Origin of the sequence: Guyparkeria sp. SB14A, assembly GCF_005096345.1 — a bacterium.
Taxonomy (GTDB): Bacteria; Pseudomonadota; Gammaproteobacteria; order Halothiobacillales; family Halothiobacillaceae; genus Guyparkeria; species Guyparkeria hydrothermalis.
This window is the reverse complement of sequence record NZ_SWAW01000014.1, coordinates 1-12,165: the sequence shown is the minus strand read 5'-3', so window position 1 is coordinate 12,165 and position 12,165 is coordinate 1. Positions and strand designations below refer to the sequence as shown.

Genomic DNA, 12,165 nt, shown 5'->3' with positions numbered 1-12,165 from the left:
CAAGGCGCAGTCCGCCGCGAAGGGCCGTTGCCCTTTGCAAGGGCTGCAACGCCGCAGATGGGTCCTTGGAGGCCCGCCCGGACGGGGGTCGCGGGTTTGACCGCACTCGGCGTTGCCGCCCCTCGACGGGCAATGAGCCCGCCTTCGGGCCGGTGCCTTGCTTGCGAACAAACCCGCGAGCCAGAGATGCCATCGAATCGTGCAGAATTTCCCAAGACCACCAGCAAGCCAAACGAAGAGGAAGAACCCATGCAATTCACCAAGAACGCGATTCGCGGTGCCGTCGTCGCCACCGGCCTGGCCCTGGCCGGCAATGCCGCGATGGCGCAGTCCGACCAGCCAATGACCGTCAGCGTCGACCGCCTGTCCATGGAAATGGCCTTGAAGGCCGCCCAGGCCACGATGGAGGCCTGCCGCGAGGAGGGTATCCAGGTGGGCGTGACGGTCGTCGATCGCGGTGGCAACGAGCAGGTGGTGCTGCGTGACGTGCTGGCACCGGACCTGACCCTGCGCATCTCCAAGCTCAAGGCCTACACCGCCATGTCGTTCAACTCGGCCACCTCGGCGATCGAGGATCGCGGTGCCGGGGCCCTGGGCCACGTGCCGGGGCTGATGTTCGGCGCCGGTGGTGTCACCATCGAGGCCGGTGGCAAGACCTACGGGGCGATCGGTGTCTCGGGCGCCCCGTCCGGCGAGACCGACGAAATGTGCGCGCGCAAGGGCGCCGAGGCCGTGGCCATGGACCTCGAGTTCCTCTGATCGCCCACCGATGAACCCTGCCCCGGGACGGGGCGTGAGGTGTTGCGACCCGGCCCGGCCGGGTCGTTATCGTTCTGGGGGGCGGGCCAAGTCGCGACGTCGAGGATTGCCACGGGGAGTGCCGCCGCGTCGCGCAACCGCGTTTCAAGGGCTTAGCCCGGCAGGGCGCTCATGGGCGCATTTTTCTGGTCGTGGGTGTTGACGCACCCGGGGTGGATCATTAATATGCCGCCCCACGTCGCGAGACGTATTCCCCGATAGCTCAGTTGGTAGAGCAAGTGACTGTTAATCACTGGGTCGCTGGTTCGAGTCCAGCTCGGGGAGCCAAAGCGCCCGTAGCTCAGTTGGATAGAGCGTCTGGCTACGAACCAGAAGGTCGGGAGTTCGAATCTTCCCGGGCGCGCCAATCAGGTCCCCATCGTCTAGAGGCCTAGGACACCGCCCTTTCACGGCGGTAACAGGGGTTCGAATCCCCTTGGGGACGCCATATGGTCGGGCAGTGCGTGTCACGCGTGCTGCCCTACTTGTTGGTCACCTTGAAACGTGATCAATTGGTCGGGTAGGCTCCGACCTTTCAACTAGGTCCCCATCGTCTAGAGGCCTAGGACACCGCCCTTTCACGGCGGTAACAGGGGTTCGAATCCCCTTGGGGACGCCACACAACGAGAAAGCCCGCGCGGGTCTGCCGCGCGGGCTTTTTTCGTTTCCGGGAATTCCGTTCCGGGCCGGGATCAGCGGCCGCCGCCGACCCCGGGGTTGCCGCCACCCACGCCGGCGCCGGCGCCCGGGCCGCCGGTCGTCGGGGAGCCGCCCAGCTTGCCGTAGGCGCCTTGCTCCATCACGCCGAGCATTTCGTCCTCGCCCGGGGTGTCCACGCTCTGTTCCAGGTTCTCGTCGTGGTATTGCATCAGCAGGTCGTCTTCCGGGGTGGCCCAGGGATTGGCGTGCCCGGCGTGGGCGGCGCCGGCGGCCAGGAAGGTGCCGAGCAGGGTGTAAAGAAGGGTGGATCGCATAAGGAAACCTCGTTGTGCTTGATCTCGTTTGCCGTCCGCGACCAGGTGCTCTGGCCAGGCAGACTGGTTAGTCCGACCCATAGATATATGAATGGTTCCATAATCCGATCTTATCGGCGTGCTGAAATCGGTTCGGCAGCCGGAACGGTGGACTGCTTTACTCCGGGCTAGCGCCAGAAACATGTACCGAGCAACGTCCAACACGGGGGAGCGGTGTCATGGGCAAAACAGCTGGGGGCAACGCAACCAGGGGCAACGTAGCTGGGGGCCAGTCGCCGAGTTTCGTCATTCAGTGGCATGACGCCAGCCAGCGCCATTTCGACGTTCGCCTCGAGGTGGGTGGGGTCCTGAAGTCCTGGGCCGTGCCCAAGGGGCCATCCACCGATCCGTCCGAGAAGCGACTGGCGATCGAAGTCGAGGACCACAAGCTGGATTACGCCGATTTCGAGGGCGTGATCCCGGAGGGCCGATACGGCGCCGGCACGGTGATGGTCTGGGATCGGGGCGGGTACCGCAATCTCGACTCGGCGCACTCGGTGGCCGAGGGGCTCAAGCGCGGGCTGATCGAGGTATGGCTCGACGGCGAAAAGATCCGTGGCGGCTACGCCTTCAAACGTATCGAGGGCGGCGACAAGCCGCAGTGGTTGATGATCAAGATGCGCGACGAGGGGGCCGACGCGCGACGCAACCCGGTCTCCACGCAGGATCGCTCGGTCAAGACGGGGCGAACGCTGGCCCAGATCCGTGATGCCGAGGCTTCGACATGACCGCATCGGATGACGTCAGCCGCCCGGACAAGGCGCTCTACCCGGAGGCCGGCTGGACCAAGGCCGACGTGGTCGGCTACTACCGGCGCGTGGCCGAGTACATGTTGCCGCATCTGGCCGGCCGGCCCCTGACCCTCCATCGCTTCCCCGACGGTCTCGACGGCGAGGGGTTCTTCCAGCAGGCCTGGGCCGAGCACTTCGGTGAGCGGGTCGAGCGATTGGCGATCCGTCACGAAAAGCCCACGGGGTGGGTCGAGCACATGCGCTGCGATGATGCCGATTGCCTGGCGTTTCTCGCCGATCAGGGAACGCTGACCTTTCATCGCTGGGCTGCACGCTCGCGCGCGCTCGACCGACCCGACCTGATGATCTTCGATCTCGACCCACCCGATGGCGACATGGGGGAGCTCAAGCGCGCGGCCAGACGGGTAGCCGCGCTGATGCGCGACTGCCAGCTCTCGCCTTTCGTGATGACCACGGGGTCGACCGGACTGCACGTGGTCGCGCCATTGCGTCCGCAAGCCGATTTCGACGCGGTTCGGGCCCTGGCGGGCGGGATGGCCGGACGACTCGCGACGGAGTTTCCCGACGAGCTGACTACCGAGCAGCGCATCGAGGCTCGCGAGGGGCGGTTGTACCTTGACGTGATGCGCAATGCCTTCGGCCAGACGGCCGTGGCGCCGTACTCCCTGCGCGCCCGACCCGGGGCGCCCGTGGCCACCCCGCTCGACTGGGTCGAGCTGGACAAGGGCGGGCTGCGTTCGGACAGCTACACGCTCGAGAACGTGTTCCGCCGCCTGGGCCAGAAGGGCGACCCCTGGGCGCGGATGTTCGACCACGCCGGTGACCTGGCCGCCGCACGGCAGGCCTTCGAGGCGCTGGATTGAATCCCGAGCCGCCGGTGGCGGTCAGTCGTTGATCGGGTAGGCATCCGGCGGCGGGACCTGCTGGCACTCGCGGGTTTCATCGCCCTGGGTCAATCGTCCATCGGTGCCCTTGCCCCAGAACGTCATCGCCCCGTCCTCGTCGCGATAGCGCGAGCCCGAGGCACTCTCCTCGCGCTGCATCAGAACGGTCTGGTCGTCCACGGTCAGGCGGATCTGCCCACGGCGGATCACGTCGAAGACCACCGCCTTGCCCTGGCATTCGAAGTGGTAGGTGCGGGTGATCGGCTCGAGCATCATCGCGAGCGTGCGGCCCTCGGCATCACGCAACAGCAGGCGCTCGCCGTCATGGTCCCAGTGACGGGTTTGCTCGAGTGCCTGCAGGAAGGCGGCTTCCTGTTTCATCTGCGCCTCGGAGCAGCTCTTGCGCGTCACGATCGTCTCGCCGTAGCCCTCGTCGCCAAGTTCGCGCCGGTACTGGTTGCAGCCGGCCACCCCGCTGAGATTGCCCTCGCTGTCCACCACGAGATCGGTGATGGTGGGGTCGATGCTCTGGATGCCGACCGCGTTGGCCAGCCGCCAGTGCGTGTCGGTCGGCGGGGTGGGGGCCGCGTTGGCCGGCGCGGTGACCAGTCCCAGCGCGAGACCCAGGCCAATGGCACGCAGGCCGGAGGAGGAGAAAGGGGTTCCCATGAGACGTGACTCCTTGTCGAGGGGTGAGTGATGGATGGACGGTCGGGGGGCGTCGCGATGCTATGGCTGCTGCGACTTGATGAAATCGTCGAGGGCGAGGGCGGTTTCCCGCGGCAACTGCCGTTGCAGGTCGGGATGCAGTCCGCGGCCCGATTCGCCCGTGATCGGCTGTGTCCAGGTCGGCTGGGCCATCGAGCGCGGCCGGCCGAGATAGTCGACCTGGAAGGCATCGGGACTGCCCTCGGCGCGCAGGATCAGGGACGGCGGCGCGTCGTGGATCTCGATCACGGTGCCGCGCTGGTCCCCGATCTGGATTTCGCGCCCGATCAGGGGCTCGAGCAGGGTGAGAATCGTATTCATGGCATCCGTCGATCGGGCGAGCGTGCTCGCCGAAATGTAGGCTAGTCTTGAGATTCTGGATAACCCACCCGACTGCCGAGCGGCTTTCGCGCAAGCCGCCTGTCGGCGGTTCGGATCGGTTGTGCCAGCCTGATTAATCCGTGGATGGTAGCAGGACCCAGCACCGATGCGTTTCGACCTCTTGGCCAATGAGACCCTGTACCGGGGTTTTTTCTCCCTGCAGCGCTATCGATTGCGTTTCGAGTATTTCGACGGCAGCTGGTCGGAGCCGATCGAGCGCGAGATCTTCGAACGCGGTCACGCCGTCGCCGTGCTGCCCTACGACCCGGGGCGCGGCGAGGTGGTGCTGATCGAGCAGTTCCGCCCCGGGGCGCTGGATGCGCCGACCGGCCCGTGGCTGGCCGAGATCGTCGCGGGCATGATCGAGCCGGGCGAGTCGGCCGAGGACGTCGCCCGCCGCGAGTCCGACGAGGAGGCGGGACTGACCATCGACGAGCTCTACCCGTTGACCCGCTACTGGGTCAGCCCCGGTGGCACCACCGAGAGCATCTACCTGTTCCTGGCCCGCGTGGATACCGGGTCGATCGATCGCGACGGTGACGGGCTGGTCGACGGGCGCTTCGGCCTCGACCACGAGCACGAGGACATCCGCGTACGGGTGGTGCCGATCGACCAGGCGCTCGCCGACGTCGAGGCGGGTCGGATCGTGGCCGCTGCCCCGGTGATCGCCTTGCTCTGGCTCGACCGCCTGCGACTGGCGGGAAAGCTCTGAGGGCGTTCGGCGGATTGGGGCGCCGGATTTGATAGAATCCGGCCTCTTCGAAACAGCCAACCGGGTCGGTCGGTCACACCGGCTCGAAAAACCGAACAACCAGGGCGTCTCGAAACACCGTCCCGGCTCCGCCGTCCACGCGGCAGCCGGTTGTCGAGGCGCTCCGAATCCATGATCACAAGCCGTTGAGGATCCCCCATGCTTGAAGCCTATCGCGAACACAAGGCCGAACGTGCCGAGCAGGACATTCCGCCGCTGGCGCTGAACGCCGAGCAGACAGCCGAGCTGATCGAGCTGATCAAGAACCCGCCGGCCGACGTCGACGGCGAAGAGCTCAAGTACCTGCTCTCCCAGCGCGTGCCGCCGGGCGTGGACAAGGCCGCCTACGTCAAGGCCGCCTTTCTCGCGGCCCTGGCCAAGGGCGAGGCCGAGTCGCCGCTGATCGATCGGCATCAGGCCGTCGAGCTGCTGGGCACCATGATGGGTGGCTACAACGTCGACCCGCTGATCGAGGTGCTCGATGACGAGACCGTCGGTGAGGATGCGGTCAAGGCGCTCTCGCGGCTGGTGATGGTCTACGACGCCTTCCGCGACGTCGAGGACAAGTACCGCGAGGGCAGCAAGAATGCCGGTCGCGTGCTCGAGTCCTGGGCCAACGCCGACTGGTTCAAGGCCAAGCCCAAGCTCGAGGAGGAGATCGAGGTGATCGTCCTCAAGGTGCCGGGCGAGACCAACACCGACGACCTCTCCCCGGCCCAGGAGGCCTGGAGCCGCCCGGACATCCCGTTGCACGCCTGCTCGATGCTCCAATCCAAGATGCCGGAGGCACTCGACACCATCAAGAAGCTCAAGGAGAGCGGCCACAAGATCGCCTACGTCGGCGACGTGGTCGGTACCGGCTCCTCGCGCAAGTCGGCGATCAACTCCGTGCAGTGGCACATCGGCCGTGACATCCCGAACGTGCCCAACAAGCGCACCGGCGGCGTGGTCCTGGGCGGCAAGATCGCCCCGATCTTCTTCAACACCGCCGAGGACTCGGGCGCGTTTCCGATCGAGTGCGACGTCGACTCGATGGAGACGGGTGACGTGCTCACCATCCGCCCGTTCAAGGGCGAGATCCTCAAGAACGGCGAGGTGATCACCACCTTCAACATGCGCCCGAGCACACTGCCCGACGAGGTGCGTGCTGGCGGCCGCATCCCGCTGATCGTCGGCCGTGGCCTGACGGCCAAGGCCCGCGAGGCGCTCAAGATGGAGCCGTCCGACGAGTTCCTGCGCGCCGAGCAGCCGGAAGACACCGGCAAGGGCTTCACGCTCGCGCAGAAGATGGTCGGCCGGGCCTGCGGCGTCGAGGGCGTGCGCCCGGGCACCTACTGTGAGCCGCGGATGACCACGGTGGGCAGCCAGGACACCACCGGCGCGATGACCCGCGACGAGTTGAAGGAACTGGCCTGCCTGGGCTTCTCCGCGGATCTCGTCATGCAGTCGTTCTGCCACACTGCCGCCTACCCGCGCCCGGTGGACATCGCCCTGCAGCACGAGCTGCCGGAGTTCATCTCCACCCGCGGCGGCGTCTCGCTGCGTGCCGGTGACGGCGTGATCCACTCCTGGCTCAACCGCATGATCCTGCCGGATACCGTCGGCACCGGCGGCGACTCGCACACCCGCTTCCCACTGGGGATCTCCTTTCCGGCCGGTTCCGGCCTGGTCGCCTTCGCCGCCGCGCTGGGCGTGATGCCGCTGGACATGCCGGAATCCGTGCTGGTGCGCTTCAAGGGCGAGATGCAGCCGGGCATCACCCTGCGTGATCTCGTCAATGCCATCCCCTACAAGGCGATCCAGAACGGCCAGCTGACCGTCGAGAAGAAGGGCAAGCAGAACGTCTTCAACGGCCGCGTGCTCGAGATCGAGGGCCTGCCGGACCTCAAGGTCGAGCAGGCGTTCGAATTCGCCGACGCCTCGGCCGAGCGCTCGGCCAACGGCTGCACCGTCCGCCTCGGCCCCGAGCCGATCAAGGAGTTCCTCAAGAGCAACATCACCCTGCTTGAGTGGATGATCAGCCAGGGCTACGAGGACAAGCGCACCCTGGGTCGCCGCATCGAGGCGATGCAGGAATGGCTCGACAACCCCGAGCTGCTCGAGCCGGACGCGGACGCCGAGTACGCCGAGATCATCGAGATCGATCTCAACGAGATCAAAGAGCCGCTCTTGGCCTGCCCGAACGACCCGGATGACATCAAGCCGTTGTCCGAGGTCGCCGGCGACGAGGTACAGGAAGTGTTCATCGGTTCCTGCATGACCAACATCGGTCACTACCGCGCCGCGGGCAAGGTGCTCGAGTCCTACGGCGGGTCGGTGCCGACTCGCCTGTGGATCGCGCCGCCGACCCGCATGGACCAGCACCAGCTGACCGAGGAGGGCTACTACAACGTCTTCGGTCGCGCCGGTGCGCGCGTCGAGATGCCGGGCTGCTCGCTGTGCATGGGCAACCAGGCGCGCGTGGCCGACGGCGCCACCGTCATGTCGACCTCGACCCGCAACTTCCCCAACCGCATGGGCAAGGACGCGCGCGTCTACCTCGGCTCGGCCGAGCTCTCCGCGGTGACCGCGATCCTCGGCAAGTTGCCGTCGGTCGAGGAGTACCAGGAGCACGTCGCCCACCTGGCCACGATGTCCGCCGACATCTACCGCTACCTCAACTTCAACGAGATCGAGGAGTACCAGGAAGAGGCCACCAAGGGGCTGCAGATGCTCAAGGACATCCCGGTGGTGACCGCCTGATGACATGAGCGCGGGGCGCTTCCGGTCGGTCGTGGTTGGATCGACGCGTCGGGAGTGACCCTGCCCAACAATGCGCGCCGGGCGTTTCCTGGTTCTCGAGGTGAGAATCATGGAGCGACCCGGCGTTGCTGTTTCTCTGTTCCAGCCCCGCCATGTCGGGGTGCTTTCCACGACACATGACAGGCCGCCCGTGAACGCCAGCCAACTCGACTTCGATCCGAAAATCGTCGACATCCTGCCGCCCGGCCGCGAGGTGCTGACCTGCCCGCCGGACACGCCCGTCTTCGAGGCCGCCGGCCTCATGCGGTCGGCCGGCGTGAGTTCGATCGTGGTCGCCGACGAGGACGGGCCGGTCGGCATCTGGACCGAGCACGACGCCCTGGCGTTGGATCTGTCGTCGTCGAGCGTGTTCGATCGACCGGTGAGGACCGTGATGAGCTCGCCGGTGCGATCGATTCCTTCGACCGCCACCCTGACCGATGCGGCACACTTGTTTCGCGAACGCCATATCCGTCACCTGCTGGTCGGCGATGGCGGGGATGGGCAGGCCGCCTTGCGCGGGATCATCTCGTTGACCGACGTGGTGCTCAACCAGGGCATCGAGCATTACCTGCATTTCCGCACGGTAGGCACGCTGGTCGGACACGAATCCGTCGTGATACGGGAGACGGACACGCTCTCGCAGGCCTCGCGGCGCATGCGCGAGGCGCGCGTGGATGCCGTGCTGGTCGCCCTCGACGAGGGCGGGCACGGCATCCTCACCGAGCGGGACCTGGTCGGCCTGATCGCGAACCGGCACGAGGACGTTGCCGTGGGCGGGGTGTGCACCCGAGAACTGTTCACCGTCCCGGCGGACGCCAGCCTGTTTCACGTGCGCCGCATGATGAACGAGCGCGGTGTCCGCCACATCGGGGTCGAGCGCGACGGCGACGTGGAGGGCCTGGTCAGCTTCGCGGACCTGCTTTCCGGCATCGAGCTGGCCTACGTGGACGAGCTGCGCTCGGCGCTGCAGGCGCGCGACTCGGCGCTGGCCAGCTCCGAGCGCAACCTGCAGCTGGCGGAAAAGGTGATCCAGACCTCGCTCGAAGGGATCATGATCACCGATGCCAAGGGCCGCATCATGCGGGTCAACCCGGCGTTCACCGACCTGACCGGCTATCGGCCCGAGGAGGTGATCGGGCACTCGCCGGCCGTGCTGCAGTCCGGCCGTCACGATAAGGCGTTCTACGACCGCATGTGGGCCACGCTCAACCGGGACGGGCAATGGCGCGGGGAGATCTGGAACCGACGCAAGAACGGCGAAATCTACCCCGAGCTCCTGACGATCAAGGCGATCACCGACGAGGACGGCGCGATCAGTCACTACGCGGCCTTGTTCTCGGACATCACCGAGCTCAAGGAGAACGAGCGCCAGATCCGGCACCTGGCCTACTACGACCCCCTGACCGGTCTGCCCAACCGCCGGCTGTTCCACGACCGGCTCGATCTGGCGATCGCGCATGCCCATCGCAGTGGCGGGCGGCTGGCAGTGCTGTTCATCGATCTCGATCACTTCAAGAAGATCAACGACACCCTGGGTCATGCCGTGGGCGACGAGCTGCTGGAGGTGGTGGCCGGCAAGCTGACCGCGTGCCTGCGCGAGGACGACTCGGTCGCCCGCACCGGCGGTGACGAGTTCCTCGCGCTGTTGCCGGAGATCGAGGACTTCGAGCCGGTGGCGGATATCGCGCAGCGCATCATCGAATCACTGAGTCGTCCCGTGGTCCTCGAGGGCCGCGAGCTGGTGATCGGTTGTTCCGTCGGCGTGGCCTTCTACCCCGACGACGGCATCGACAGCGAGACCCTGCTCAAGCACGCCGACATCGCGATGTACCGGGCGAAACAGAGTGGGCGCAATACCTACAGCCTGTTCACCCCGGCGATGAACGAGGCGGCCCGCCGGCGCCTCGATCTCGAGACCGGTCTGCGCCAGGCGATCGAGCACCAGCAGTTCCGCCTGCATTACCAACCGGTGGTCGACGGCGCGGGCGAACTCGTCGGCGCGGAGGCGCTGTTGCGCTGGGATCATCCCGAGTGGGGGGCGGTCGGGCCGGGCGAGTTCATCCCGCTCGCCGAGGAAACGGGGCTGATCCTGCCGATCGGCGAGCAGGTGGTGCACGAGGCGGTGAGCCAGTCGGCGCGCTGGGGCGGACGCGTCAAGATATCGGTCAATCTCTCGGCCCGGCAGTTCGCCGAACCCGATCTGGCCCGGTCGCTGATCGACACCTGCACGACGCTGGGCGTGCCCGGTACCGCACTGACCCTCGAGATCACCGAAACGGCGCTGATGCAGGACGTGGATGCGCACGTGGCCACGATGAGCGAATTGCGCGAGGCGGGATTCCGTTTCTCGATCGATGATTTCGGTACCGGGTATTCGTCGCTTGCCTACCTGCGTCGTTTTCCGCTCGATTGCTTGAAGATCGATCGCGGCTTTACCGCGGACATGATCGCAAGCGGTGATGCCCGCGCGATCGTCTCGGCAACCATTGCCCTGGCCCACAACCTGCGCCTGCGGGTCATCGCCGAAGGGGTCGAGACCGTCGAACAGGCCCGCCTGCTGGCCGAGCTCGGGGCCGACCTGCAACAGGGCTATTACCATGGCCGACCGATGCCCGCCGAGGCCTTCGCCCGACACTGGGGGTTGGGCCAGCCAGCGCGTCGCGCGGATTGAAAACCGCCCCGTGGCTAGCTAGATTGTTGATTCGGGGTGCAAAGCGCGGGCGTTGAGCGCGGGCACCCGGTCAAGCCAGGCACGGAGGTGCTCGATGAGCAGGCGAATGACCATGGAGGCGGAAGCGGCCGACGATCACGTGATCGATCCCGGTTCCCGCTTTGCGCAACTGCTGGCGAGGGCGGACATCCACGTCGGTGGCGAGCGACCCTGGGACATCCGTATCCGTGACCCGCGCGCCGTCGACCGTATCCTCGGCTGGGGCAATCTCGGCCTGGGCGAGGCGTTCATGGCCGGCTGGGTGGATATCGACCGGGTCGACGAGTTCGTCGAGCGCGTGTTGCGCGCCGAGCTGGCGCGCGAGGTCGGTCGCTCGCCGCGCCTGTGGCTGCCGGCGCTCAAGGCGCGCCTGCTCAACTGCCAGACCCGTTCGCGCTGCTGGGAGGTGGGCGAGCGTCACTACGATCTCGGCAACGACTTCTACCGCGACATGCTCGACCCGCGCATGACCTACACCTGCGGGTTCTGGGGCGACGGGGCCCAGACGCTTGCCGAGGCCCAGGAACACAAGCTGGACATGATCTGCCGCAAGCTCGGCCTCCGGCCCGGCCAGCGGGTGCTCGACATCGGCTGCGGCTGGGGCAGCTTCATGATCTATGCGGCCGAACACTACGGCGTGGAATGCGTGGGGCTGACCGTCTCGAAGGAGCAGACGGCGCTCGGCCGCGAGCTTGCCGGCGATCTGCCGGTGGAATTCCGCCTGATGGATTACCGCGATATCGACGAGCCGTTCGACCACGTGGTGTCGGTCGGCATGTTCGAGCACGTCGGCCGTCACAACTACGACGAATACATGCAAGTCGCCCGTCGCTGCCTCAAGCCCGACGGGCTTTTTCTGCTGCACACCATCGGCACGAACCGCGAAGGCTCGCCGCCCGATCCGTGGATCAGCAAGTACATCTTTCCCAACGGCGAGTTGCCGGCCATGCAGCAGGTGATCGATGCCTGCGAAGGGCGTTTCGTGGTCGAGGACATGCACAACTTCGGTGCCGACTACGACCGCACGCTGATGGCCTGGTACGAGAACTTCGAGCGCGCCTGGCCGCGGTGGCGCGAGCGGTACGGGGAGTCGTTCGGCCGGATGTGGACCTACTACCTGCAGTCCTGCGCCGGCGGGTTCCGCGCCCGCCAGATCCAGCTGTGGCAGTTCGTGCTGTCGCCCACGGGGGCCCGTGGCGGTTATCGTCGTCCGGTCTAATCCCGACCCGGGTCAGGCGTAGCGCGTGCCGATGAACGCGGTGGCAATGAGCAGCAGCAACACCAGGGCAATCACGATCGCGAGATCTCGCCAGTAACGCCAGTCCTCGCGCGGGTAGCGCGAGAACGAGCGCCGACGCGCCGGGCGGGCCGACGCGGGGCCCGG

The 12,165-nt window shown here is 66.6% G+C and carries 10 protein-coding genes and 4 tRNA genes; 11 read left to right on the top strand and 3 right to left on the bottom strand.

Annotated elements, in window-relative coordinates:
- Positions 1-249: 249 nt before the first annotated feature.
- From FAZ79_RS06880 to FAZ79_RS06860, 5 genes are all read left to right on the top strand, one after another.
- Positions 250-759 (top strand): heme-binding protein, encoded by a 510-nt coding sequence (locus tag FAZ79_RS06880; RefSeq protein WP_136867244.1) that lies wholly within the window; start codon positions 250-252, stop codon positions 757-759.
- A gap of 251 nt (positions 760-1,010) precedes the next feature.
- Positions 1,011-1,086: transfer RNA gene (locus FAZ79_RS06875), tRNA-Asn, on the top strand.
- Between the two features lie 2 nt (positions 1,087-1,088).
- Positions 1,089-1,165, top strand: a tRNA-Arg gene (locus FAZ79_RS06870).
- 5 nt (positions 1,166-1,170) lie between these two features.
- A tRNA-Glu gene (locus FAZ79_RS06865) sits at positions 1,171-1,246 on the top strand.
- Positions 1,247-1,341: 95 nt separating this feature from the next.
- Positions 1,342-1,417, top strand: a tRNA-Glu gene (locus tag FAZ79_RS06860).
- Between the two features lie 73 nt (positions 1,418-1,490).
- On the opposite strand, the gene FAZ79_RS06855 is transcribed toward FAZ79_RS06860, so the two are convergent.
- Complete coding sequence (locus FAZ79_RS06855; RefSeq protein ID WP_136867243.1) at positions 1,491-1,772, bottom strand: hypothetical protein; 282 nt, start codon at positions 1,770-1,772, stop codon at positions 1,491-1,493.
- 218 nt (positions 1,773-1,990) lie between these two features.
- Here FAZ79_RS06855 and FAZ79_RS06850 point away from each other — a divergent pair, with 218 nt between their 5' ends.
- Positions 1,991-2,539 carry a DNA polymerase ligase N-terminal domain-containing protein gene (locus tag FAZ79_RS06850; RefSeq protein ID WP_136867242.1) on the top strand — a complete coding sequence of 183 codons (549 nt, stop codon included), beginning with the start codon at positions 1,991-1,993 and terminating at the stop codon, positions 2,537-2,539.
- Positions 2,536-3,426: a non-homologous end-joining DNA ligase gene (ligD, locus tag FAZ79_RS06845; protein ID WP_136867241.1), complete on the top strand. Its 891-nt coding sequence runs from the start codon at positions 2,536-2,538 to the stop codon at positions 3,424-3,426. Before FAZ79_RS06850 ends, ligD begins: the two co-directional genes overlap by 4 nt.
- 21 nt (positions 3,427-3,447) lie before the next feature.
- On the opposite strand, the gene FAZ79_RS06840 is transcribed toward ligD, so the two are convergent.
- Both FAZ79_RS06840 and FAZ79_RS06835 read right to left on the bottom strand, forming a co-directional pair.
- Positions 3,448-4,116: an META domain-containing protein gene (locus FAZ79_RS06840; RefSeq protein ID WP_136867240.1), complete on the bottom strand. Its 669-nt coding sequence runs from the start codon at positions 4,114-4,116 to the stop codon at positions 3,448-3,450.
- Between the two features lie 60 nt (positions 4,117-4,176).
- Entirely contained in the window at positions 4,177-4,476 is a 300-nt protein-coding gene (locus FAZ79_RS06835) for a hypothetical protein (protein ID WP_136867239.1), read from the bottom strand.
- 166 nt (positions 4,477-4,642) lie between these two features.
- Here FAZ79_RS06835 and FAZ79_RS06830 point away from each other — a divergent pair, with 166 nt between their 5' ends.
- The 4 genes from FAZ79_RS06830 to cfa all read left to right on the top strand — a co-directional run bounded on the left by FAZ79_RS06830 (position 4,643) and on the right by cfa (position 12,000).
- Positions 4,643-5,248, top strand: a complete 606-nt coding sequence (locus FAZ79_RS06830; RefSeq protein WP_136867238.1) for an NUDIX domain-containing protein — start codon at positions 4,643-4,645, stop codon at positions 5,246-5,248.
- A 198-nt stretch (positions 5,249-5,446) separates the two neighbouring features.
- Positions 5,447-8,029 carry a bifunctional aconitate hydratase 2/2-methylisocitrate dehydratase gene (gene acnB, locus FAZ79_RS06825; RefSeq protein WP_136867237.1) on the top strand — a complete coding sequence of 861 codons (2,583 nt, stop codon included), beginning with the start codon at positions 5,447-5,449 and terminating at the stop codon, positions 8,027-8,029.
- 190 nt (positions 8,030-8,219) lie between these two features.
- Positions 8,220-10,742, top strand: coding sequence for an EAL domain-containing protein (locus FAZ79_RS06820; RefSeq protein WP_247709516.1), 2,523 nt, complete (start codon positions 8,220-8,222; stop codon positions 10,740-10,742).
- Positions 10,743-10,854: 112 nt separating this feature from the next.
- Entirely contained in the window at positions 10,855-12,000 is a 1,146-nt protein-coding gene (gene cfa, locus FAZ79_RS06815; RefSeq protein WP_211238814.1) for a cyclopropane fatty acyl phospholipid synthase, read from the top strand.
- Positions 12,001-12,165 lie beyond the last annotated feature (165 nt).